This is a genomic window from Streptomyces sp. NBC_00083 (genome assembly GCF_026343295.1).
Classification (GTDB): domain Bacteria; phylum Actinomycetota; class Actinomycetes; order Streptomycetales; family Streptomycetaceae; genus Streptomyces.
On record NZ_JAPELY010000002.1, the window covers coordinates 782,014 to 805,987 of the forward strand.

The window sequence follows — 23,974 nt, forward strand, 5'->3', positions numbered from 1 at the left end:
GACCGACCCGGTAGCCGGGGCCGGTCTGGGCAGGCGGGAATCGTGAGGATCTTCGGCAAGGGACGGCACCGGCCCTCCGCCTCGTGGCGGCAGGCCACAGACCGTGCGTTCACGCTGATCGGCGACGGCAGGTACGAGGACGCCGGCGCGCTGCTGACGCGCGCCGCGGACCTGGAGCCCTGGCTGTCGGAGTCCTGGTTCAACCTGGCGCTCCTGCACAAGTTCCGGCACGACTGGGAGCAGGCGCGGGCCGCCGGGCTGCGCGCCGTGGCGCTGCTCGACAAGGAGTCCGGGGCCCCCGACTGGTGGAACGTGGGCATCGCGGCCACCGCCCTCCAGGACTGGCCGCTGGCCCGCCGCGCCTGGCAGGCGTACGGCCTGAAGGTGCCCGGCGAGGCCACCGGCAGCGGCGAACCCGTCGGCATGGAGCTGGGCAGCGCCGCCGTGCGGCTCTCGCCCGAGGGCGAGGCCGAGGTGGTGTGGGGCCGCAGGCTCGACCCGGCCCGGATGGAAGTGCTCTCCATTCCGCTGCCGTCCTCGGGGCGCCGCTGGGGCGAGGTCGTGCTGCACGACGGCGTCCCGCACGGCGAGCGCACCACCGCCGCGGGCCCGTCGTTCCCGGTGTTCGACGAGATCGAGCTGTGGGCACCCTCACCCGTGCCGACCTGGGTGGTCCTCCTGGAGGCGGCCACCGAGGCCGACCGGGACGCCCTGGAGCGCCTCGCGGCCGACGCCGGCTTCGCCGCCGAGGACTGGTCGTCGTCGGTGCGGCTGCTGTGCCGGGCCTGCTCCGAGTCGCAGATGCCGAGCGACGAGGGCGACGGCGAGCATCTCGACCCGCACGACCACAGCGAGCCCGGCCACCCCGGCCCGCTCGGCCACCGCACCAACGGCGACCTGTGGGTCCCGGAGCGCGAATGCGGCCTCGCGGCCCCCGCCGGCCTGGTGCGCGGGCTCCTCGACGGCTGGGTCGCCGACAACCCGGACAGCCGCGAGTGGCGAGATCTTGAGGAAGTCTGCTGAGCTTCAGAGGACCTCGGCCGGGCCGGGCCTTAGGCTGTACGGGATCGGAATCGGGTTTTCAGGAAGGCTTACGGCGGACATGGCGCAGCAGCAGACGGACCAGCAGGTCGAGAACGACGGGTTCGTCGTGGACACAGAGGACTGCGAGGCGCGTGAGCTGGCCTACCGCGAGCGCGGCACCGCCCGCCCGATCACGGTCGTCGGCAACCCGGTCCTCCACAAGGAGTGCAAGGACGTCACCGCCTTCGACGGCGAGCTGGCCAAGCTGGTCGACGACATGTTCGCCAGCCAGAAGGCGGCCGAGGGCGTCGGTCTCGCGGCCAACCAGATCGGCGTGGACCTGAAGGTCTTCGTGTACGACTGCCTCGACGACGAGGGCGTGCGCCACGTGGGCCTGGTGTGCAACCCGGTCGTCGAGGAGCTCCCGGCCGAGCTGCGCGTCCTGGACGAGTCCAACGAGGGCTGCCTCTCGGTGCCGACCGCCTACGCCGAGCTCGCCCGCCCCGACTACGCGGAGGTCAGCGGCCAGGACGCCGAGGGCAACCCGATCAAGGTGCGCGGCACCGGCTACTTCGCGCGCTGCCTCCAGCACGAGACGGACCACCTCTACGGGCGGCTCTACATCGACCGCCTCTCCAAGCGCGACCGCAAGGACGCGCTCCGTCAGATGGAGGAGGGCACCGCCCGCTACGAGACGGTCCCGAACAACTGACGTAGCAGGCCCATGAGTCGAGGCCCCGCTCTCCCCCGTGGGAGCGGGGCCTCGACCGTGTCCGGCGGGCAGCCGTCGGCTAGAACTCCTCGTCGAAGCCGACCGAGCCCTCGACCGCCACCTGGTAGGCGGACGGGCGGCGCTCGAAGAAGTTCGTCAGCTCCTGGACGCCCTGGAGCTCCATGAACGAGAACGGGTTCGACGAGCCGTACACCGCGGGGAAGCCGAGCCGCGTCAGACGCTGGTCGGCGACGCACTCCAGGTACTCGCGCATCGACTCGGTGTTCATGCCGGGCAGGCCCTCGCCGCACAGGTCACGGCCGAACTGCAGCTCGGCGGCGACCGCCTCCTTCAGCATGTCGGTGACCTCCCGCTCCAGCTCGTCGTCGAAGAGCTCGGGCTCCTCCTTGCGGACGGTGTCCACGACCTCGAAGGCGAAGTTCATGTGCATCGTCTCGTCGCGGAACACCCAGTTGGTGCCGGTCGCGAGGCCGTGCAGCAGACCCCGGCTGCGGAACCAGTAGACGTAGGCGAAGGCCCCGTAGAAGAACAGGCCCTCGATGCACGCCGCGAAGCAGATCAGGTTGAGCAGGAAACGGCGCCGGTCGGCCTTGGTCTCCAGGCGGTCGAGCTTCTCGACCTCGTTGATCCACTTGAAGCAGAACTGCGCCTTCTCGCGGATCGAGGGGATCTCCTCGACCGCGTCGAACGCGGCCGCGCGGTCCTGCGGGTCGGGCAGGTAGGTGTCGAGCAGCGTCAGATAGAACTGGACGTGCACGGCCTCCTCGAAGAGCTGACGGCTCAAGTACAGCCGCGCCTCGGGGGAGTTGATGTGCTTGTAGAGCGTGAGCACCAGATTGTTCGAGACGATCGAGTCGCCCGTGGCGAAGAACGCGACGAGCCGGCCGATCATGTGCTGCTCGCCCGGCGTCAGCTTCGCGAGGTCGGCGACGTCGGAGTGGAGGTCGACCTCCTCGACGGTCCAGGTGTTCTTGATCGCGTCCCGGTAGCGCTCGTAGAAGTCCGGGTAGCGCATGGGACGCAGGGTCAGCTCGAAGCCCGGGTCGAGGAGATTCTTGTCGGTGGAGCTCATTACTGGCAGGCCTCGCAGGACTCGGGGTTTTCCAGGGAGCAGGCGACCGCGTCGGCGTCGGGCGCGGCCTGCTGGACTGGGGGTCCCCCCGCCGAAGGCAGGGGGAGGATGGTGGCGGCCTGCGCGGCGCGGGCGATCCGGGTCGCCGGGCGCGAGCGCAGGTAGTACGTCGTCTTCAGCCCCTGCTTCCAGGCGTACGCGTACATCGACGACAGCTTGCCGATGGTGGGCGTCTCCAGGAACAGGTTGAGCGACTGCGACTGGTCGAGGAAGGGGGTGCGCGCGGCGGCCATGTCGATCAGGCCGCGCTGCGGGATCTCCCACGCCGTGCGGTACAGGGCGCGCACGTCGGCCGGGATCCAGCCGAAGCCCTGCACCGAGCCGCTCGCCTCGCGCAGCGCCTCGCGGGACTGCGCGTCCCACACGCCGAGCTTCTTCAGCTCCTCCACCAAGTACCCGTTGACCTGGAGGAATTCACCGCTGAGCGTCTCGCGCTTGAACAGGTTGGACACCTGCGGCTCGATGCACTCGTACACGCCCGCGATGGACGCGATGGTCGCGGTCGGCGCGATCGCGAGGAGCAGTGAGTTGCGCATGCCGACGGCGGCGATGCGCTCCCGCAGGGCCGCCCAGCGCTCCGGCCAGTTCAGCTCGACGTCGTAGTGGTCGGGGTGGAGCACCCCGCGTGCGGTGCGGGTCTTGTCCCAGGCGGGCAGCGGGCCCGACCGCTGAGCGAGGTCGGCGGAGGCCTCGTACGCGGTCAGCATGATCCGCTCGGAGAGCTTCGTCGACAGGGCCTTCGCCTCGGGGGAGTCGAAGGGCAGGCGCAGCTTGAAGAAGACGTCCTGGAGGCCCATCGCGCCCAGGCCCACCGGACGCCACCGGGCGTTGGAGCGGCCGGCCTGCTCGGTCGGGTAGAAGTTGATGTCGACGACCCGGTCGAGGAAGGTCACCGCGGTGCGGACCGTCTCGTCCAGGCGCTCCCAGTCGATGTCGTGGGCGGCGGTGTCGACGAACGCGCCTAGGTTGACCGAGCCGAGGTTGCACACGGCCGTCTCGCCGTCGTCGGTCACCTCCAGGATCTCGGTGCACAGGTTGGAGGAGTGGACCGTGTGGCCGGGCTCCGCCGTCTGGTTGGCGGTGCGGTTGGAGGCGTCCTTGAACGTCATCCAGCCGTTGCCGGTCTGCGCGAGGGTGCGCATCATGCGGCCGTACAGGTCCCGGGCCGGCATGGTCTTCTGGGCGAGCCCGGCGGCCTCGGCCCTGCGGTAGGCGGCGTCGAACTCCTCGCCCCACAGGTCGACAAGCTCGGGCACGTCGGCCGGCGAGAACAGCGACCACGTACCGTCGGCGTCGACGCGGCGCATGAACTCGTCGGGGATCCAGTGCGCGAGGTTCAGGTTGTGCGTACGGCGCTGGTCCTCGCCGGTGTTGTCGCGCAGCTCCAGGAACTCCTCGATGTCGGAGTGCCAGGTCTCCAGGTACACCGCGGCCGCGCCCTTGCGCCGGCCGCCCTGGTTGACTGCGGCGACGGAGGCGTCGAGCGTCTTGAGGAACGGCACGATGCCGTTGGAGTGGCCGTTGGTGCCCCGGATCAGCGAACCGCGGCCGCGGATGCGGGAGTACGAGAGGCCGATGCCGCCGGCGTGCTTGGAGAGGCGCGCGACCTGGTGGTAGCGGTCGTAGATGGAGTCCAGCTCGTCGAGCGGCGAGTCGAGCAGGTAGCAGGACGACATCTGGGGGTGGCGGGTGCCGGAGTTGAAGAGCGTGGGGGAGGACGGCAGGTAGTCGAGGCGGCTCATCAGGCCGTACAGGGAGGCCACTTCGTCCAGGGCCCGTACGGTGCCGTCCTCGGCGAGGCCGGAGGCGACCCGCAGCATGAAGTGCTGCGGGGTCTCGACGACCTTGCGGGTGATCGGGTGGCGCAGCAGGTAGCGGGAGAAGAGGGTGCGCAGGCCGAAGTAGCCGAAGCGGTCGTCGGCGCCGTCGGCGAGCGCGGCCGCCACCAGGGCGTCGAGGCGCTCCGCGTGGGCGAGCACGAAGTCGGCGGTGCGGTCGGCGATCAGGCCCTCGCGGTGGCCGACGGCCACGGACGCGGAGAACGACACCGCGCCCTGGCTCGCGGCCTCTTCGGCGATGGTGACCGTGAGCAGGCGGGCGGCGAGGCGGGAGTACGCAGGGTCCTCGGAGATGAGCCCCGCGGCGGCCTCGGTGGCGAGTTCGCGCAGCTCGGCCTCGTCGGAGCGGGCGTTGCGGCCCCGCAGCGCCGCGGCGGCGACCCGGCCGGGGTCGGTGTCCGGGAGGTCGGCGGTGAACTCCGTCAGGGTCCGCAGCAGCGCGGTCCCGGGGGCATCCGCGAGCTCGTCGGTGATCGCTGAAGCGGGATCCGCTGGGGCGATGGTCACGTGGGGGCACTCCCTCGCTCGGCACGGGGCCTTGGGGGGAGGCGTCGGCACGCCTCGGGGCAGCCCTCGGCGCGTCGTCCACCGGCCCAACCGCGAGGCCCGGACGTCTGGCATCCGGATCGGTCGAGCCGGATGCGCCATCGGCAGGTCTTCGGACTCGGCCCGTACAAAGAGGTACAGGTCATACCGTTGCGGGACAGTTCCGGATTCTCACCGGATTCCCCTGCGGCGACAGCGAGGTCGAGCATACATGTGGGGGGCGCCGCGGACGGCACCCCCCACATGTTGTGTCGCTGGTCGGCCTCAGTGAGCCGCGCCCGCCGTCGCCGGGGGGAGTTCCGTGGCGACACCCGGGTCGCCGGCGTCCGCCGTGTAGTCCTCGGGAGAGGTCTCGTCGACGCCGTCGGGTGCCTTCACGGCGCGCAGGACGAAGGTCAGGACCACGGTGACCGCCACGTTCAGGACGAACGCGGTGAGGCCGATGTAGCCGATCTCGCCGATGCCCGGGATCTCCTTGGAGGAGCCGCCGAAGTGCTTCTGGGTGGGCGAGGCCACGCCGTACGCGGCGAGCGTGCCGTACGCCATGCCGACCGCCCAGCCGGCGAGCAGCGCCCAGCGGTGGAACCAGCGGGTGAACAAGCCGCCGACCAGGGCCGGGAAGGTCTGGAGGATCCAGATGCCGCCCAGGAGCTGGAAGTTGATGGCCACCGTCTTGTCCATGGTCAGAACGAAGATCAGCGCGCCGACCTTCACCACCAGGGAGACCAGCTTGGAGACCTTGGCCTCCTGCGACGGCGTCGCGTCCGGCTTGATGAAGTCCTTGTAGATGTTGCGGGTGAAAAGGTTCGCGGCCGCGATGGACATGATCGCCGCCGGGACCAGCGCGCCGATGCCGATCGCCGCGAAGGCGACGCCCGCGAACCAGTCCGGGAACATGTCCTCGAACAGCTGCGGGATGGCCAGCTGGCCGTTGCTCACCTTGACGCCCGCCGCGATCGCCATGAAGCCGAGCAGCGCGAGCAGGCCGAGCATCAGCGAGTACAGCGGCAGGATCGTGGTGTTGCGGCGGATGACGTTGCGGCTGCGCGAGGAGAGCGTCGCCGTGATCGAGTGCGGATACATGAAGAGCGCGAGCGCCGAGCCGAGCGCGAGGGTCGCGTACGTCCACTGGCCGGCCTCGCCGGGCACGAGCGCCCCGGTCGGCTTCCCGGTCGCCGGGTTCGGCGTCGCGAACTTGTGCTGCGCCGCGCTGAAGATCGCGTCGAAGCCGCCCAGCTTGATCGGGATGTAGATGATCGCGACCGCGATCACCAGGTAGATCAGGCCGTCCTTCACGAACGCGATCAGCGCGGGCGCGCGCAGGCCCGACGAGTACGTGTACGCCGCGAGCACCGCGAACGCGATCAGCAGCGGCAGGTCCTTGACGAACCAGTTGCCGGACTCGCCGCCCACGCCCATGACGTCGAGCACGGCCTGGATGCCGACCAGTTGGAGCGCGATGTAGGGCATCGTGGCGAGGATGCCGGTGATGGCCACCGCGAGCGAGAGACTCTTGGAGCCGAACCGGCCGCGCACGAAGTCCGAGGTGGTGACGTAGCCGTGCTTGTGCGAGACCGACCACAGACGCGGCAGGAAGGTGAAGATCAGCGGGTAGACCAGGATCGTGTACGGGACCGCGAAGAAGCCCGCCGCGCCCGCCGCGTAGATCGCCGCCGGGACGGCCACGAACGTATAGGCCGTGTAGAGGTCGCCGCCGAGCAGGAACCAGGTGACCCAGGTGCCGAACGACCGGCCGCCCAGGCCCCATTCGTCGAGGCTCGCCTCGTTCTCGGCCTTGCGCCAGCGGGCGGCCATGAAGCCGATCACGGTGACGGCCAGGAAGAAGAAGATGAAGACGCCGAGTGCGACGCCGTTCACGCCGTCCTTCACTTGGACGCACCCCCCTTCTTCTCGTCGGAGGCGGACGCGGAGGCCGTGCCGGTCGCGCGCGAACGCTGGTCGTGCTGCCACAGCTTGTACGCGAGCATGGTGAGCGCGGTCGAGATGAGCACCCAGAGCATCTGGTACCAGTAGAAGAACGGGATGCCGCCGAGCTTCGGGTCGGCCTTGGCGTACGAGCTCACCCACATCATCGCCACGAAGGGCGCGACCAGGCAGAGAGCGATGACCACACGCACGGGCGTGATCACCGGTCTCCTCACTTCCGTCGAATCCGGCATTGGGCGGCTCCGTCCCCTCACGATCACCTGTGCGTTGGATCACTTGGCAATGCGGAGGAAATCTAGGGGAGAGAATCGGTCAAGGGAACCCCCGTCCGGATTCCGGACGCGCCGCGACTGCCCGCCGCGCCCTCTGCCGAGACGTCAGAGCCACCCCTCCTTGGCGGCCCGGACGCCGGCCTCGAACCGACTGCGGGCGCCCAGGCGTGACATGAGGTCCGAATTCATCCGGCGCACCGTGCGCAGCGAGATCCCGAGCCGCCGCGCGGCCACGTCGTCCGTGCAGCCGATGCCGAGGAGCAGGAGCAACTCCCGTTCCTGGGGCGAGAGAGCGTGCTCGTTGCGGCGCGGGGACTCCCCGAACGGGGTGCCCGCCTCCCACAGATGGTCGAAGAGGACGACCAGCGCGTTGACCAGGCCGCGGCTGCGGACCTCCAGCGCTCCGGCCCGCGCGTCGCCCGGGTCCACCGGGACGAGCGCCGCGCTGCGGTCGACGATCACCATCAGCATCGGCACGATCGGCACCGTGCGGGCCTCGCCGCCGAGGTCGCAGTACCAGCGCACGTACTCCAGGGTGGGCGGGTCGTTGCGGAAGCTCTCCTGGTAGATGCTGCGGATCTTCACCCCGCGTTCCAGCGCGAGTTCGTCCAGGGGCTGGCTCGCGTCCATGGTGTCGGGCAGCTGGGCGCCGCCCGGCAGCAGGGAGAGGCACTCGGCGCGGGCGCTGCCGGCGAGGTCCTCCAGGCGTTCGCGCACCGCGTCCACCCCGTGGATGCGGTCGACGACGTCGTGCCGGAAGGTGCCGCCCGCGCTGAACTTGGCGAGGATCGAGGTCACCGCCTGCTCGGCCTGCTCCATCTGGCGTCTGCGCTTGGCCAGTTCGGCCTCGGCGCGCGAGAGCAGGAAGGCGAACCCGACATCGGGGTTGAAGGGGGCCACGCCGTCCGACGCGTCGTCCATGAGGACGAGCCGGAGGTCGGCGAGGTGGGTGAGCGCCACCCTGACCTCGCCCTCCGGCCAGCCCAGCTGCTCGGCCAACTCCGGTATCCCGTATCCGGGTTGCTCCAGCAGGAGCCGGTAGACCATTTCGGTGGACTGCTGGATTCCGAGCGCTTCGAGCATGCGTTTTCCCCCAGGTTCGCGAATGCCGTCATGTCACTGTGCGTGGTCCGATGGTTCGGCCAGGGGGATCGTATGACTCGGACACGATCTAGGTCTAGACCAATAGAATGGCGCCTGTGTGGCCGGAAGGGCACTTGTGGTGGGTTCTGTGTTCTTTTCCGGGCCGTTCCGCCGTGCCCTTCCGGACCCCAGGAGTGGGCCCCGGAGCAGCGCGGACGGCAGGAGCGCGGCGCCGCCGACTCCCGTGGCCAGCAGGGCGAGTTCCACTTGCGTGCCGAGCCCGATGGCCAGAAGGGGCAGCGCGACCAGAAGGCCCGTGCCGGGCCGGGAGCGGTCCGCGGGGCCGGGCGCCGCGGCGCGGTCGACCGTGACGAGGAAGGCGAACGCGCCCGCCACCAGCGGCACCCACCCGGTCACCGCCCCCGTCGCGCCCGCCCCGCCACAGAGCCGGGCGCCCAGACCGTACTGCCAGACCAGCACCAGGAGCCCGCTCACCGCGACCGGCGCGACGAGCCCGCGCAGCACCGCGCCCAGGGCCGTCCGGGCGGACCGCAGCCGCGCGGTCACGGCGAACACGAGCAGCGCCATGACCACCAGCGCGGCCGGGACGGCGCGGTACACGCCCCGCACCAGATCGAGTTCGGGCACCCCCGAGCCGCCGGTCACCGCTCCCGCGGCCGCGGCCGCCGCCCGTACGTCCGTCATGGTCCGGCGGCCCGAGGCCGACATCGGCTCCCCGGCCGGGACCACCGCGACCAGGGCGGACCCGGTGCGACGCCAGGCGGCGTCCTGCGGCGCGGCCGCCGTCAGCACACCCGGGACCCGGGCGGCCGACGAGGCCACCCGGGCGGGGTCACCGCCCGAAGGGCCCAGCACCTCAAGAGGGTTGAGCACACCGCTGGGGATACCGGCGGCCGTCAGCCGGTCGAGCCCGTCCCGGGCGGGCCCGCTCCGCACCAGCGCCTCGGCGTGCGGATTGCCCGTCGTCAGGAACCCGGCCGCGCCCGTGAGCAGGCCGAGGGCGAGGAGCAGCCCGACGGCCGACAGGCGGCGCAGACGCGGGTGCGGGGACCCGCCCGCCGACCCGCGCGCTCCGGGCCGCAGCCGAGTGCGCACGTGCCGGGCCGCGAACTCCCGCTCCCTCGCGAGCCGCCCGGCCGGCAGCCACGCCAGCAGCGCGGGGCCGAGCGTGAGGGACGCGAGCGTCGCCGTCGCGCACACCACCGCGCCCGCGAGGCCGATCGAGCGCAGGAACGGAACGGGGAAGAGGGCGAGCGAGAGCAGGGCCGCGCCTCCCGCGAGAGCCCCGGTCGTCGCCGGGCCGGCCAGGACGGCTCCCGCCCGGCGCGGGGCGCTCTGGGCGTCGCCACCCCGCGCGAGCTCCGCCCGCCACGCCGACACCAGGAGCCACGAGCGCCGCAGCGAGAGCGCCAGGGCCGCCACCGGGATCAGATACACCACGACGAAGCTCAGCTCCACGACCCCCGCGAGCGCGACCACCACGAGCAGGGCCGCGACCGACGACACCGCCGTCACCAGGACCGGAACGAGCGCGAGCGGCATCCGGAACGCCCGCCACAGCAGCGCGAGAGCCGCCAACACGCAGGAGAGCCGCATCAGTTGGAGGCCGGCGCCCGGCCCCGTGGCGGCGCTGTCGTCCTGGAGCGGGAGGACGCCCGTGACGTCGACCCGGGCGTCGGGCAGCGCCGCGCGCAGCCCCGTCCGCAGCCGCTCGGTGGCCTCCCGGACCACCGCGAGCCCCGCAAGGTCCGGCTTGCCCGAGCGCGGGTACACCAGCGCATAGGTGGTGCGCCCGTCGCGCGAGAGGAACGCCGCGTCACGGGTGTCGGCGTACGACAGGACGCGGGTGCCGGGCGCGGTCGCCGCGCTCAGGCCGGAGGCGAGGCGGGCCGCCGCGCCGGGCGACCGGCCGTCCGTCCCGCCAGGCCAGCTGACGACGGCCACCAGAGGGGCGACGCCCGCGCCCGATCCGTACCGCTCGGTGATCGCCGTGTTGGCCCGGGAGCCGGCCTGGCCCGAGGCCGTGAAACTCTGGTCCAGGCGGCCGAGGCCGCCCCCCGCCACGACGGCCCCGCCCACCAGGAGCACCGCGAGCCACAGCAGGCACACGGACCCGCGGTGGCCGGCGGACCGGCGGGCGAGCGAGGCGGCGTACCGCTCGATCCCCCGGCGGGCGGCGTACCGCTCGACGCGCCGTGCGGCGGCGTACCGATCAGCTCGTCGCATCGAGGCCCGCCGCGTCGAGCCGGGCCCTGACCTCGGCGTCCAGGACCAGGTCCACCGCGTCCAGGGACTCGTCGAGCTGGCCGACCCCGCTCGCCCCGATCACCGGCAGGACCGGCAGCTCACCGCCGAGCGCCCAGGCGAGCACGACCTGGCCGGGGGCCACCCCGAGCTCCTTGGCGACCTCGCCGAGCACCGCGAGCCGCGCCGTCGAACCGGCGTGCCGGTACTGCTCCGGGATCTCCTTCGCCGGGTTGTTGTACGCGCCCGTCAGCTGGGTGGTGTACGCGACGAAGGTCAGGTCGGGACGGGTCGCCAGGTAGTCGACGAGCTCCTCGGAGGCGTGCGGGTTCACCCCGAACTCGGCGCCGGGGCGCGGCTGGAGGTAGGTGTAGCGCTGCTGCACCGCCGCGTACGCCGGGTGTCCCGCGCGCTCGGCCGCGCCGCGCGACTCCTCCACGCGCCAGGCCGCGAAGTTGCTGCACCCCGACAGGGAGACCTTCCCGGCGTCGACGAGTTCGGCGAAGGCGCCCACCGTCTCCTCGACGGGGGTCTTCCGGTCGTCGATGTGCGCGTAGTAGAGGTCGATCCGGTCCGTGCCGAGATGGCGCAGACTGGCCTCCACCTGACGGCGCAGGACCGGCGCGGACAGACCCTCGGCGGCCTCCGGCCACGGCGCGTCCAGCGGCTCGGGCAGGGCGCCGACCTTGGTCGCGATCACCATCTCGTCCCGCACGCCCCGGCTGCTCAGCCACTTCCCGATGACCAGCTCGCTCTCCGCGCCGGTCGCGCCCGGCTCCCAGAAGGCGTACGTGTTGGCGGTGTCGATGAAGGTGCCGCCCGCCTCGTAGAACCGGTCGAGGACGGCGAACGCGGTCGCCTCGTCGATCCGGGTGCCGAAGGGGAGCGTGCCCAGGCACAGGGTGCTCACCCGCAGGCCGTCCTTGCCGCCCAGCTGTCGGTACTGCATCAGTGGTTCAACTCCTCGTAAGTGGTGGTGATGGTGACGTCCTGCGCCAAGTGGTCGGAGAGACCGCCCGGGTCGCGGAACGCGTACCGCACGGCGCGGACCGTGGCGCTGGTGAAGACCCAGTCGATGCGCCACAGCCGCAACCTCCATCGTGCGTGCCAACTCGCGGGAAAAAGCGAGTGGTTGGCGCCGACGGCGTCGCGCGCGGCCCTCGGCATCCGGCGGATGTCGCCGATGGCCGCGCTGGTGTTGAAGTCCCCGGAGACCAGGAACGGATGGGGGTTGGCGAGCAGATCGGCGACCAGCGCGTCGTACTCGCGCCGCCGGGCCCGATGGCGCCGCCGCATGTCGCGGAAGAACGCCGGCCCGAGCGGGTTCATGACGGTGAGCTGGACCGGGATGTGCACGTTGTACGTCGACAGGACACCGCCCGGGGTGCGCACGTCGACCCGGAGCGAGCAGGCGCCGACCGGCACCGGGGGAGCGGCGAGCGGGAACCGGGACAGCGTCACCGAGTTGTTGTCGACGGCCAGGTGGTGACCGGGGAACTCGCGGCGCAGCCGCTCCTCGTCGTCGATGTCCCACACCTCGCCGCCCTCGAACCCGTTCAGATACTCCTGGAGCAGGTAGACGTCGGCGGGCAGGGTGTGCAGGAAGGCGTAGAACCGGTCGGGTTCGCGGCCCTGGGCCCAGTGCTGGGTGTTCCACGACACCACCCGGATGCCGCCGTCCGCGTCGCCCGGAACCGAACCCCGCCCCAGCGCACGGTGGTTGACGCCGTTCTGTGACCAGCCCGCGAGCAGACAGGCGCCCGCGAGCAGCGCACCGGACCCGCTGCCCGTCGCCGCCGACGCCGCGAGCAGCGCGAGCGGCACGGCCGCGAAGAGCGGGGGCGGGAGCAGCGACACCGCGAGCCACGGCCACCAGCGGCCGTTCAGGGCGAGGTGCGCGCCGAGGAAGACGCCCCAGACGAGGGCGCACAGCGTGACGGGGGTCGCGGGGGTCACGGCCGGCTCACCCCTTCCCGGCGGGCGCCTGCGCCACGCTCACCCACAGGTCCTGCACCGCGTGGTCGGACAGCTTCTCGGGGGAGTCGAAGCGGTACGTGTCGGCCGTCGCGCCCTGGCCGGTGAACGCCCAGTCGGTGCGCCAGAACGGCTTCCAGCCGCCCTCCTCCCAGCTCGTCGGGTAGAGGTCGTCGCTCGCGCCCATCGCGTCGTCGAGCCGCGAGCGCAGCCCGTCGAGCTCGGACATGGCCGCGGTGGTGTTGAAGTCCCCGGCGACGACCACCGGGTTGGGGTTGTCGGCCACGTCCTGTTCGAGCCCCGCGTACTGGTCCTGCCGGGCGCCGAAGTTCTCCCGCATGTGGGAGTAGAAGGCCCCCGAGAGCGGGCCGTCCGTCATGCTGTTCCAGACCGGCATGTGCAGGTTGTAGAACGACACCGTCCGGCCCTTGACCAGCAGGTCGGTGCGGAGCACCTTGTCCTGGCGGTAGCGGGTGTTCCAGTCGGCGTCCGGCGCGACCGCGCGGGCCGGACCGACCGCGGGCCGGGCGACGACGGGGAAGCGGGAGAGCGTGACCAGCTCGCCGTCGGTGATGATCTCGTACCCGGGGAACTCCGCGCGCAGCCGCGCCAGATCGTCGACGGGTTCGCGGCCCTTCCGGTCCGGCGTCAGGTGCTGGTACTCGTGCAGCAGATAGACATCGGCCTGCTTCGCCTTGAGGAACGCGTAGAAGTGGTCCTGGGTGCCCAGGAGCTGGTTCCACGAGTTGGTGTTCCAGGCGACGACGCGGATCGCGTCCCGGCCCGCCTCGTGGTCCCGCGACCACAGCGCGCCGAAGTTGATCCCCGACTGGCCGGCGCCCAGGACGAGCGTGAGGACGACCGCCCCTCCCGTACGCCACCGGTCGGCGCCGCGCGTCAGCGGGACCAGCGCCGCAAGCAGCAGCGGGAGCACGACGAAGGTGAACGGCGGTACCGCACCGGCCAGTTCGCCGAACCAGTACCGGCCGTCGACGAGCCACTCCACGGCGAGGCACCCGAGCCAGCCGAACGCCGCCCAGCGCACCGGGCGCCCCGCCCGCCGCCGGGCGGCCCCGGCCCGACGCGGCTCAGGAGCCGGGGCGCCCTCCGGGGCGTCGGCGGGCGCGGTCCGCAGGTCAGACACCGGGCGCCCCGACCGCGGGACCGAGCGCCACGCTCCCCGAGGGACGGGGCTGCGGGTCGTACAGGTGCCGGAAGCGGGACGAGCACAGCCACTGCACGCCGGCCACCCCGATCGCCGCGAACACGGTCAGGTTCACCAGGAAGTTCACGGCCACGAAGTACCCCAGGAACAGCCGGCCCCGGTGTCTGCGCACCACCCGGTACATGTCGAGGTCGCCGAGGACCGACAGGACGAACAGGAGCGCCGGGAGCAGGAACCACACCGGGCCCCACAGCAGGGGCGCGGCCAGGGCCGCCACCGACAGGGGGGCCGCGAGGCTGGCGCCGGCGCGCGGGCCCGTCACGAAGCCGCCCTGGAGGGCGCGCCGGCTCAGGATCAGCGGCACCGCGAGGCGGGCCCGGCTGAACACCTTGTCCAGGACGATCCGCACCGTGTCGTCGTGGTCGTGGCGCCCGCGCACCTCCACCGAGCTGAGCACCTTGTACCGCTCGGAGATCCGCCTGCCGTAGTCCTGGTCCTCGGTGTGGCGCAGCAGCGGGTTGAACGGGCCGACCTCGTCGAAGACCGCGCGCGGCATCGCCAGGATCGCGGTGTGCACGGTGTCGATGACACCCTCGGACTTCAGCAGCAGGTAGTACTGCTGGAGCGAGCGGTACTCCTCGATCAGGCTGTCCCGGATCAGCGGCTCGGGCTCGTACGTCCCGCAGACCGCGCCGTACCTGACGCCGTCGGCGCCGCCGGCGAGCAGGGCCACCGAGCGCTCGACGGCGTCGGGGTGCATCGCGACGTCGGAGTCGAGGAAGACGAGGACCTCGCCCCGGGCCAGCTCGGCCCCGAGGTTGCGGGCCACCGCGACCCCGCTGTTGGTACCGGTGCTCACCACGCGGGCGCCGAGTGCGGCGGCGGTCGCGGCGGAGTCGTCGGTGCTGCAGTCGTCGATGACGATGATCTCGGTGTGGGGGTAGGTCTGGTTCTGCGCGGCCTCCACGCACAGGCCGATCGAGCGGCCGTAGTTGTAGTTCGGGATGATCACGGAGACCAAGGGCTGCTGGTCGCTGGGCACGGTGTTTACTCCTCGGATCGCTTAGAACAGCACCTTGGCGAGGGAGAGGGCTCCCTGCCGCCACGGTTCGACACTGGTGACGCCCTGCCCCTTGGCGGCGGGGCTCGCGGTGCGCCGGTGCTCGCGCCACCAGGCGTAGGTCCGCAGGATCGCGTCCTGGTTGGAGTGGCGCGGCCGGAAACCGAGCTGCTCGCGGGCCCGGTCGGTGCTCACGTACGAGTCGTCGAGCAGCTTGTGCAGCAGGCGGCCGTAGACCGGCGAGAGGCCGGTGCGCTGGAGGGCGCTGAGCGCGGCGAGCGCCGGTCTGGCCGGCAGGGAGCGGACCCGCCTGCCGTGTCCGGCGGCGTCCAGGACGGCCTGGAAGTCCTCGCGGATCGTGCCGAACTCGGTGGCCCCCAGGTTGAACGTGCCGTCCGCGCGCTCGGCCGGCGCCTCCATCGCGGTGACGACCGCGTCCACGAGGTCGTCCACGTCGAACATCTGGATGCGGACGTCGCCCTTGCCGAGGACCGGGAAGTGACGCCCCTCCTCGGCCCATTCGAAGAGCATCGCGAACAGGCCCATGCGGCCGGGCCCGAGGAACGTCTTGGGCCGCAGGATCGGCAGGCACATCTCGCGGCCCCGGAACCGCTCGGCGACCTCCTCGGCCTCCGCCTTGGCGGCGCTGTAGGTGTCGACGGGCTCGCGCGGGTACTCCTCGGGCGTGGGCACCACCTTGGGCAGCCCGTACACGGCGGTCGAGGATATGTGTACGAAGCGCGGCACCGCGTTGGCCTCGGCCGCGCCCAGCACCGACTCCGTGCCCCCGACGATCACCGAGCGGATCTGGTCGGCCGGATAGCTGGGCAGCGCCGCCGCGCAGTGCACGACCACGTCCGCCCCGTCCGTGGCCCGCTTCATCGCCACCGCGTCGCGGACGTCCGAGACGGTGTGGGTGAGGCGTTCGTGGCGGGTGCGCGGCGCCCTCAGGTCCACGCAGTGCACCTCGTGCCCGTCGGCGAGCAGCCGCTCCACGAGGGTCGAACCGAGCATTCCGGCACCGCCGGTCACGACTGTCCTGGCTACCACAGCGACGACACCTTCTCCTTGACGAAACGGGTGAGCAGACGCGGCAGGCCCTGCGCGAGGGTGGCGTCGAGGGAGTCGAGGAAGTACTCGACCTCGTGGTCCTCGGTGATCAGCGAGGGGGCCGCCATCAGCGGGTTGTCGCCGTTGAGCGTGTAGTAGGCGTAGATGCCGTGGTCGCGGTAGAGCGCGTTGACCACCGACGAGGTGATGAGCTTGGTGCGGAAGCGCGGGTCCTTGGTCATCGCGCCCGGCACCAGCTTGGTCACCAGCTCCAGCACCTTGGGGCCCTTGTGCAGGAACACCCCGTGCAGCGCGCCCGCGCCGCGCACCTCGGACACCACGTCCGGGTGCTCCTTCGCGATCCGTTCGAGACCGGGGCCGAGGATGCGCTCGATGGCGCGTGCGCGGGCCGGATAGTCGTCCTCCACCGCGATGTTGACCGCCTCGATGGCGGTGATCGCCTCCTCGCCGAACCCGTAGTAGGTGGTGCTGGTCGACTGGAGCAGCGCGTCGGTGAGGTTGTCGTACGCCTTGCGGAAGACCGGCTCGCGGGCGATGAACGCCGAGATGGAGGACTTCCCGCCGCCGAACGACTTGGAGGTGGTGAGGATGTCGGGGACCAGGCCCTCGTACCGCATGAAGTAGAAGAGGCTGCCGGTCTTGCCCCAGCCCGTGTAGATCTCGTCGAAGAGCAGCACGATGTCCTCGCGGGTGCACAGCTCCCGCAGCCCGCGCAGGAACTCCTCCGAGCAGACGTTCATGGTGGAGGCGCTCAGCGGCTCGATCAGGATGCAGTAGACGTCCGAATCGCCCTTGGCGGTACGGGACTTGGCGACCTCGCGCTCGACGGCGGCCAGGTCGCCGTAGGGGAAGACGCCGACGCCGGGGATGCCGGGGAACTGGAACGTCGACTGGTTCTGCCCGGTCAGACTGCCCGAGCCGAGCAGCTTGCCGTGGAAGCTGATGTCGGCCCGCAGCACCCGCGAGCGCCGCCCGCCGTGGTACTTGTACGCCAGCTTCACCGCGCCCTCGACCGCCTCCGCACCGGAGTTGGGGAAGAACGACATGGACAGGTCGGCGGGCAGGAGCTCCGCCAGGTTGTGGCCGAGCGCCGCGATGTAGGGCGAGAAGTAGGTCTTGTGGACCTCCATCCGGTGCTCCGCCTGGAAGCGTTGGCGGGCGGCCAGGATGCGGGGGTGGTTGTGGCCGTGGTTGAGCACCCCGACCCCGCCGGTGAAGTCCAGGATGCGGCGTCCGTCGCGCTGGAGGATGTAGGCGCCCTCGGCGCGCTCGACGAGCTCCTGGCCGAAGCCGAAGGAGGTCATGAGCGAGACCTGGCTGCGGTTGACGTGGTCCTTGTAGAGGCCGTGGACCTGCTTGGTCGTCAGCGACTCGCAGTCGTCGACGGAGTACAGCTGTGGCATGGGGATCCCTCGGTAGGGGCTCGACTGGGGTACGGGGAGGGCGGGTTACGCGGTGGCGGTGGCGGCGGCGGGTCTGCCGGAGACCCGGGTCACCAGGAGCGCGGCCCCGCCGACCAGGACCTCGCTCAGGGTGCAGACCACCCGGCTGGCGACGGCCGCGGCGGCGGCGGCCTGCCAGGGCAGCACCGCGGAGAGCGCGAGCATCAGGACGGCCTCGCGGGCGCCCCAGCCGTCCGGCAGGACGACCACCAGGCTCGCGGCGGCGGTGGCGAGGGCGAAGCCGCCCACGCACACCGGCAGGGCCTTGGCGGCGGGCGCGCCCAGCATCACGGCGAGCGCCCACAGGTGGAGCCCGGACACCGCCCAGGACGCGGCGGCCGAGGCCATCGCCCGGCGCATCCCGCCGTCGCTCGCGGTGGCGGTCGGCGCGGGCCGGCGGGTGAGCCTGGCGCCGAGCGCGGCCAGGGAGTTGATGAGGCCGGGCCGCACGGCGCAGGCCACCGTGACGGCGACCGGGAGCAGCAGCCACCAGGCGTCGCCGCCCAGCGTCCAGGGCGCCGCGACCGGGCCGATGGTGAGGCCGGTGAGGACCGCCGCCATCAGGTTGAGCAGGAACACGGCGACCATCACGGGACCGGGCACCCCCACCGCGCGGCCCATCCGCACCTGGGCGAGGACGCCCCACACCGCCCCCGGCAGGTATTTGCTGAGGAAGGAGGTGAAGAAGATCCGGGTGGCGGCCGCGCCGGGCACCTTCGGGCCGAGGTCGCCCAGCAGGGTGCGCCAGGTGACCATGGACAGGAGCACGGCGCCCGCGTTGGCGGCGAGCGCGCCGAGCAGGTAGGGCACGGCTCCCGGCCGCACCACCAGGCCGGCCAGGTCGCCGATCCGGTCGTGCAGGGCGAAGCCGATGCCGGCGGCGACGGCGAGCGGGAACAGGACGGGCACGGCCCGGCGCAGCAGGGGGCGCGGGGCGGCCGGTGCGAGGTCGGCGGCCGTCATGACGCGGTGTGGACGACCAGCACGGAGCCGCCGACCAGGCAGGACCACACCAGCGCGTTGGACACGGTCACCCGGTCCCGGAAAAGGGCCCGGGACGGATTGCCGCCGCCGGAGTCGACCATGATCAGCTGGAGGTAGCGGGCCAGACCGAACAGGGCGAACGGGGCGGTGAGCATCGCGACGGCGGTGCCGTGGGAGCCGAACACGGCACTGCCCTGCACCTGGAGCACGTAGCTGATCGCGGTCAGCACGGCCGCGAACACGAGGAGCTGGTCGAGGAAGCCGATGGTGTAGCCGCGCAGCGCGGGCCGGTGCAGGACACCGCCCACGGTCATCTCGTGGCGCCGCTTGCCGAGGATCAGCATCAGGCAGAGCGAGAAGACGCACAGCGCCAGCCAGTCCGGCACCGGCGACGACGCGGCGAGCGCGCCCTGGACGAGTCTGAGGACGAAGCCGAGCGCGACGATGAAGACGTCGAGCAGCGGCACGTGCTTGAGTCCCCTGCTGTACGCCGCGTTGAGGCCGAGGTAGGCGAGGACCGGCCACCAGGCGACGGCCGGGGTGACGCCGAGCAGCGCGCAGCAGGTGACGGCCGCCCCGAGCAGGACGACGAGCGCGGCGGCGAACAGGACGGCGGTGGCCACGCCCACCCGGCCGGCGGCGATGGGCCGGGTGCGCTTGTGCGGGTGGCTGCGGTCCCGCTCGCGGTCGCTGATGTCGTTGACCAGGTAGACGAGCGCGGAGGCCAGGGTGAAGGCGACGACGGCCGCGGCCGCGCCGCCGATGAGCTGGCCGGCCGGGCGCTGGGCGCCGAGCAGTCCCAACGGCACCACCACCAGGTTCTTGGACCACTGGCCGGGGCGGACGAGGGAGGTGAGGTCACGGAGGAGGCCGGGGGGCCGGGCCTGCTGGGTGCGGGCCGGCTGCTGGGCGAGCGTGGGGCCGTAAGTGGCCATGGACAGGCTCCAGTTGCGGACGGGCGGTGGCGGGGGACACCGGGTGGGGATGTGCGGGGGCGGGCGGGCCCCCGGTGGGTCACCTCCGGCCGGCGGCGGGCACCGGGGCGCGGCGGCGGACGGTCGGGCCGAAGTCGGGTTCGGTGAGCCAGCGCACGACACCGCGGGCCGCGCCGAGCACCAGCGCGAGGTGCAGCACGAAGTGGATCCCGGTGAACCACAGGAGGAATCCGGGCCCCTTGGCGCCCAGCACGAAGCGGCTGAGCCCCGGGTCGGCGCAGGCGAAGACGAGGACGCACAGGGCGGGCACGAGCAGCAGCCACGGCGACAGGAGGCCGAGCAGCAGTGCGGGCGGGGCGAGGGCGGCGGCGAGCACACCCAGCGGCCGGTTGGCGCTGAGGCCGCCCGCCCGCATCTGGCCGACGGCCGCGACCAGGAGCTGGGAGCGCCGGTACTGCTCGCGCAGCATCGGCAGCAGCCGGTCGACGTCGTCGTGCCGTCCGGTCACCGCCGGTGACATGCGGATGCGGTGGCGCTCGACGAGCCGCCCGCTGTACTCGACGTCCTCGGAGTCGCGGAGGTTCTCGTCGAACGGGCCGGTCTCCTCGAAGACGTGCTTCCAGATGGCGCCGAGCGCGAAGAACGCGGTCCGTACCTCACCGGCGCCGCGGCGCCGCCAGAAGTGGGCGTGCAGCGCGTGGTAGCGCTCCACGGGCCCGTCGTCGAAGAGCGGCTCCGGGTCGAGCACGCCGTGGACGCAGCCGAGGCCGGGGTCGGCCACGAGCTCGTCGACGGCGTTGGCCACGGCGTCCGGGGCGAGCGCGGTGTCGGAGTCGAGGAAGAACAGGATCTCGCCACGGGCGGCGGCGGCGCCGAGGTTCCGCGCCGCGGACACGCCCCTGTTGTGCGGACTCGCGATGAGTACGCACGGGAATTCACGGGCGATGTCCCGGGAACGGTCGGTGCTCGCGTCGTCCACGACAATGACGTCGAGCGGTGCACAGGTCTGCGCGAACACCGATTCGAGACAGGCCCGCAACGTCTTCTCGTAATTGAAATTGGGGATGATGACGGACACGCTCGGGCGGGCCCTGGGCATGACGATTCCGTTTCTGCAGAGCTGAAGGGGGAGGCCGGGAATGCGACGGCCGAAAAGGATGGCGGTCAGAGGAGCCTGAAGTCCGTGATGTGGAAGCGGGCGAACTCCGGCGACGCGGCGCGCAGTCGGCCGCAGAGGTCGAGGGCGCGGGCCACGGCCTCGGTCTCGTCGAGGCCGTGCAGGTAGAGGGCGAGCCGGATCGACTGCCCGATGACCAGCGCACGGGCGGGCCCCGCATGGACACAGGTCTCGTCGACGCGCTGGAGGGTCTCGATCACCTGGGTCCGCGTCGGGGGTTCGGCACGGTCCCCGGTTCGGGCGGTCATCGAGACGCCGACGAGGTAGATGGGTCAGCCCCAGGAGAATCCGTCACCCGGGTCACTGGTCGGAACGGGGGTGGCGGCCGTGGCGACGGCGGAATCGGCGACCGCGTGGTCCGGCGCGGCGGAATGGCCCTGCGCGGTCAGTGCGAATGCGACCGCGGCGGCGACGGGAAGGAGAAGAGCCGCGACCGAACGGAACCTGGCACGCATGAGATCCACCTTTTCTGTCAAGTGTTTTGTCAGGAGCGGTATTTCCTTTGGCGAGTTCAAGATTGGCCGACGCGAGCCCGGGTGTCACCGGAAAAAGGGTGGCCACAACCGCGCGGCAGGACGGTGCCACGCCGCCGGCCCTGCCCGGCGCCCCGCGCACCGGGCTCAGCAGGGGGTTCGTCCGGGCGGGCACCAAGCTGCCAGGCACAAGGTGCCTGAGTCCGGCTGGAGTTGGACAGGAGCGTCCCCGGACGCACGACGGCCACGCCCCGTGAGCGGGGCGTGGCCGGTTCTGCGCGGTGGCGCGGGGGCGGGTCAGTCGGTGGGGCGCTTGAGGCGGGCGACGAACTTGTACCGGTCGCCCCGGTAGACCGAGCGCACCCACTCCACCGGCTCGCCCTGGCCGTCGAGGGAGTGCCGCGACAGCATCAGCATCGGCAGGCCCACGTCGGTGCCGAGCAGCCCGGCCTCGCGCGGGGTGGCCAGCGACGTCTCGATGGTCTCCTCGGCCTCCGCCAGGTGCACCCCGTACACCTCGGCGAGCGCGGTGTAGAGGGAGGTGTACTTCACCAGGGAGCGGCGCAGCGCGGGGAAGCGCTTGGCGGAGAGGTGGGTGGTCTCGATGGCCATCGGCTCGCCGCTCGCCAGACGCAGCCGCTCGATGCGCAGCACCCGGCCGCCGGCGGTGATGTCGAGCAGCCCCGCGAGGGTGTCGTCGGCGGTGACGTAGCCGATGTCCAGGAGCTGCGAGGTGGGTTCCAGTCCCTGGGCCCTCATGTCCTCGGTGTACGAGGAGAGTTGGAGCGGCTGGGAGACCTTCGGCTTGGCGACGAAGGTGCCCTTGCCCTGGATGCGCTCCAGGCGGCCCTCGACGACCAGCTCCTGAAGGGCCTGGCGCACGGTGGTGCGGGAGGTGTCGAACTCGGCGGCCAGCGTCCGCTCGGGGGGCACCGGGGTGCCGGGCGGAAGGGTCTCCGTCATCTCCAGCAAGTGGCGCTTGAGGCGGTAGTACTTCGGCACGCGGGCGGTGCGGACCCCGGCGCCCGCCTCCGTCGTGCCGCTCCCGTCGGCGGCCATGGACTGCCTTCCCGAGTGCTGCGCTGCTGCCGTCACCGGCTCCTCCGTCTGTCGCGGCTCACATGGTGGCACGGACCGGTCACGGGTCGTCGCCCTCCGTCAGGGTGTCGGTCCGGTAACGCGATCGACAAGCCCTTCTTATACACCGCCGCGCGGCGGACGTGCGGGGGAGTATGCGAGTTGGTCTAAACCATTAAAGCCCAGGAGGGTCCTCGGGGCGCCCCGGCGGGCCTCAACCGGCCATGCGGGAGCCGACGCGCGGGCGGTGAAGAACGGTGAGGTGTCGGTCCGATAACGGACGGTCTCAGCGTTCTTATCGACCCTTGACACCCCTAAAGGTCTAGGCCAAGCTCCCGGTACTGGTCTAAACCATTAAAGACCAGATCCCAGTCCCACGGGTAGTACTTCGCGTATGTGGCATCGCGGTGGGCGGGGGGTTTCAGTCATCCCTGAGGAGAGTGGCGTGAAGCGCAAGCTCATCGCGGCGATCGGCGTCGCGGGCATCATGATCGGTGCCGCGGCATGCGGCGGCAGTGACAGCAAGGACGGCGCCGCGGGGGGCGACGCCAAGGAGCTGACCGTCTGGTTGACGGTCGACGCCCAGAAGAACTGGCCCGAGCTGGTGAAGGCCGCGGACGACGCGATCATCGCCAAGCACCCCGGCCTGAAGATCAACCACGAGTACTACGGCTGGCCGGACAAGAACGCCAAGCTCGACGCCGTCCTCGCGACCGACAAGGCGCCGGACGTGGTCGAGATGGGCAACACCGAGATGCTCGCCTACTCGGTCAAGGGCGCCTTCGCCGAGGTCGACCCGTCGAAGTTCGACAACTCCGCCGCCTGGCTCGACGGGCTCAAGGCCTCCGTCACGTACAACGGCAAGACCTACGGCGTCCCCTACTACGCCGGCGGCCGCACCGCGACCTGGCGCAAGGACATCGCCACGGACGCGGGCATCACCGCGACGCCCAAGACGTACGCCGAGCTGACCGCCGACCTGGACAAGGTGCAGGCCAAGCAGGGCGACAAGTTCAGCGCCTGGTACCAGCCCACCCGTGACTGGTACGCGGCCATGTCCTTCGTCTACGACGCCGGCGGCTCCATCGCCAAGCAGGACGGCGACAAGTTCAAGGCCAACCTGTCCTCGCCGGAGTCCATCAAGGGCCTCACCGAGTTCAAGAACGTCGTCGACAAGTACATGAAGGGCGACAAGACCAAGGACGAGGCGGACCGCCCGATCGTCTACGGCCAGGGCAAGTCCTTCCTCGTCTTCAGCCCGGCCTGGGAGGGCGCCAACGCCGCCCTGCCGGAGAACGACAAGGTGGGCAAGCTCGCCGACAAGATCGAGAGCTTCGTGATGCCGGCCCCGTCCGGCAAGGCCATGCCCGTCTTCCTCGGCGGCTCGGACCTCGCGGTTCCGGTCAAGTCCAAGGCGCAGGGCCTCGCCGCCGAGTGGATCAACGCGTTCACCGGCACCCAGGGCCAGAAGGGCCTGGTCGCCAAGGGCAACCTGCCCAACAACAAGACGGACCTCGCGCCGCTGAAGGCGGACCCGAAGACGGCCGTGCCGGCCACCGCGGCCGAGTCCAGCTGGTTCGTCCCGATGGCGCCGGGCTGGGGCCAGGTCGAGAAGGCCAAGACCCTCCAGGACATGCTCCAGGCCATCGGCACCGGCAAGAAGACGGTCGAGGCCGCCGCGAAGGACGCGGACGCCGCGATCGACAAGGTCATCAACACCAAGTGACCTCTGGGCAGGGCCCCGTCACCACGACGGGGCCCTGCCTGACCAGTTCCA

21 protein-coding genes and 1 riboswitch are annotated in these 23,974 nt (G+C 71.6%); of the genes, 3 read left to right on the plus strand and 18 right to left on the minus strand.

Annotation, left to right across the window (positions count from 1 at the left end; all coding sequences use genetic code 11):
* The first annotated feature begins 42 nt into the window (after positions 1-42).
* Positions 43-1,023, plus strand: coding sequence for a hypothetical protein (locus tag OOJ98_RS19970; protein ID WP_267056288.1), 981 nt, complete (start codon positions 43-45; stop codon positions 1,021-1,023).
* Between the two features lie 79 nt (positions 1,024-1,102).
* A complete protein-coding gene (gene def, locus OOJ98_RS19975) occupies positions 1,103-1,735 on the plus strand; it encodes a peptide deformylase (RefSeq protein ID WP_267056289.1) in 633 nt (210 codons plus the stop codon).
* A 79-nt stretch (positions 1,736-1,814) separates the two neighbouring features.
* Here the strand turns inward: def and OOJ98_RS19980 are convergent, their stop codons facing one another.
* From OOJ98_RS19980 to OOJ98_RS20065, 18 genes are all read right to left on the minus strand, one after another.
* Positions 1,815-2,828, minus strand: a complete 1,014-nt coding sequence (locus tag OOJ98_RS19980; RefSeq protein WP_267056290.1) for a ribonucleotide-diphosphate reductase subunit beta — start codon at positions 2,826-2,828, stop codon at positions 1,815-1,817.
* The gene (locus tag OOJ98_RS19985; RefSeq protein ID WP_267056291.1) at positions 2,828-5,233 is read right to left on the minus strand and encodes a ribonucleoside-diphosphate reductase subunit alpha; all 2,406 of its coding nucleotides are present in this window, start codon (positions 5,231-5,233) and stop codon (positions 2,828-2,830) included. Before OOJ98_RS19985 ends, OOJ98_RS19980 begins: the two co-directional genes overlap by 1 nt.
* A 124-nt stretch (positions 5,234-5,357) precedes the next feature.
* Positions 5,358-5,518, minus strand: a riboswitch (cobalamin riboswitch).
* Positions 5,519-5,536: 18 nt separating this feature from the next.
* Positions 5,537-7,162: a monocarboxylate uptake permease MctP gene (gene mctP / locus OOJ98_RS19990; protein ID WP_267056292.1), complete on the minus strand. Its 1,626-nt coding sequence runs from the start codon at positions 7,160-7,162 to the stop codon at positions 5,537-5,539.
* Positions 7,159-7,452, minus strand: coding sequence for a DUF3311 domain-containing protein (locus tag OOJ98_RS19995; protein WP_267056293.1), 294 nt, complete (start codon positions 7,450-7,452; stop codon positions 7,159-7,161). Before OOJ98_RS19995 ends, mctP begins: the two co-directional genes overlap by 4 nt.
* A 144-nt stretch (positions 7,453-7,596) precedes the next feature.
* Positions 7,597-8,574 carry a helix-turn-helix transcriptional regulator gene (locus OOJ98_RS20000; RefSeq protein ID WP_267056294.1) on the minus strand — a complete coding sequence of 326 codons (978 nt, stop codon included), beginning with the start codon at positions 8,572-8,574 and terminating at the stop codon, positions 7,597-7,599.
* Between the two features lie 33 nt (positions 8,575-8,607).
* Complete coding sequence (locus tag OOJ98_RS20005) at positions 8,608-10,821, minus strand: MMPL family transporter (RefSeq protein WP_267056295.1); 2,214 nt, start codon at positions 10,819-10,821, stop codon at positions 8,608-8,610.
* Complete coding sequence (locus OOJ98_RS20010) at positions 10,808-11,788, minus strand: aldo/keto reductase (RefSeq protein WP_267056296.1); 981 nt, start codon at positions 11,786-11,788, stop codon at positions 10,808-10,810. The genes OOJ98_RS20005 and OOJ98_RS20010 overlap by 14 nt, the downstream gene beginning before the upstream one ends.
* A complete protein-coding gene (locus tag OOJ98_RS20015) occupies positions 11,788-12,795 on the minus strand; it encodes an endonuclease/exonuclease/phosphatase family protein (RefSeq protein WP_267056297.1) in 1,008 nt (335 codons plus the stop codon). Before OOJ98_RS20015 ends, OOJ98_RS20010 begins: the two co-directional genes overlap by 1 nt.
* Positions 12,796-12,802: 7 nt before the next feature.
* Positions 12,803-13,957 (minus strand): endonuclease/exonuclease/phosphatase family protein, encoded by a 1,155-nt coding sequence (locus OOJ98_RS20020; protein ID WP_267056298.1) that lies wholly within the window; start codon positions 13,955-13,957, stop codon positions 12,803-12,805.
* Entirely contained in the window at positions 13,950-15,020 is a 1,071-nt protein-coding gene (locus tag OOJ98_RS20025) for a glycosyltransferase family 2 protein (RefSeq protein WP_267056299.1), read from the minus strand. Before OOJ98_RS20025 ends, OOJ98_RS20020 begins: the two co-directional genes overlap by 8 nt.
* A gap of 21 nt (positions 15,021-15,041) precedes the next feature.
* On the minus strand, positions 15,042-16,088 hold the full coding sequence (locus OOJ98_RS20030) for an NAD(P)-dependent oxidoreductase (protein WP_267056300.1): 1,047 nt from the start codon (positions 16,086-16,088) through the stop codon (positions 15,042-15,044).
* Positions 16,082-17,512 carry an aspartate aminotransferase family protein gene (locus tag OOJ98_RS20035; RefSeq protein WP_267056301.1) on the minus strand — a complete coding sequence of 477 codons (1,431 nt, stop codon included), beginning with the start codon at positions 17,510-17,512 and terminating at the stop codon, positions 16,082-16,084. The genes OOJ98_RS20030 and OOJ98_RS20035 overlap by 7 nt, the downstream gene beginning before the upstream one ends.
* A gap of 45 nt (positions 17,513-17,557) precedes the next feature.
* Positions 17,558-18,514 carry a lysylphosphatidylglycerol synthase domain-containing protein gene (locus tag OOJ98_RS20040; RefSeq protein WP_267056302.1) on the minus strand — a complete coding sequence of 319 codons (957 nt, stop codon included), beginning with the start codon at positions 18,512-18,514 and terminating at the stop codon, positions 17,558-17,560.
* The gene (locus tag OOJ98_RS20045; protein WP_267056303.1) at positions 18,511-19,470 is read right to left on the minus strand and encodes a UbiA prenyltransferase family protein; all 960 of its coding nucleotides are present in this window, start codon (positions 19,468-19,470) and stop codon (positions 18,511-18,513) included. Before OOJ98_RS20045 ends, OOJ98_RS20040 begins: the two co-directional genes overlap by 4 nt.
* Positions 19,471-19,549: 79 nt before the next feature.
* Positions 19,550-20,569 carry a glycosyltransferase family 2 protein gene (locus OOJ98_RS20050; protein ID WP_267056304.1) on the minus strand — a complete coding sequence of 340 codons (1,020 nt, stop codon included), beginning with the start codon at positions 20,567-20,569 and terminating at the stop codon, positions 19,550-19,552.
* A 65-nt stretch (positions 20,570-20,634) separates the two neighbouring features.
* Positions 20,635-20,895, minus strand: coding sequence for a hypothetical protein (locus OOJ98_RS20055; RefSeq protein WP_267056305.1), 261 nt, complete (start codon positions 20,893-20,895; stop codon positions 20,635-20,637).
* A gap of 24 nt (positions 20,896-20,919) precedes the next feature.
* Positions 20,920-21,102 (minus strand): hypothetical protein, encoded by a 183-nt coding sequence (locus tag OOJ98_RS20060; protein ID WP_267056306.1) that lies wholly within the window; start codon positions 21,100-21,102, stop codon positions 20,920-20,922.
* 315 nt (positions 21,103-21,417) lie between these two features.
* Positions 21,418-22,179, minus strand: coding sequence for a GntR family transcriptional regulator (locus OOJ98_RS20065; protein ID WP_267057037.1), 762 nt, complete (start codon positions 22,177-22,179; stop codon positions 21,418-21,420).
* 463 nt (positions 22,180-22,642) lie between these two features.
* Here OOJ98_RS20065 and OOJ98_RS20070 point away from each other — a divergent pair, with 463 nt between their 5' ends.
* Entirely contained in the window at positions 22,643-23,923 is a 1,281-nt protein-coding gene (locus OOJ98_RS20070; RefSeq protein ID WP_267056307.1) for an extracellular solute-binding protein, read from the plus strand.
* The last annotated feature ends 51 nt before the right edge of the window (positions 23,924-23,974 follow it).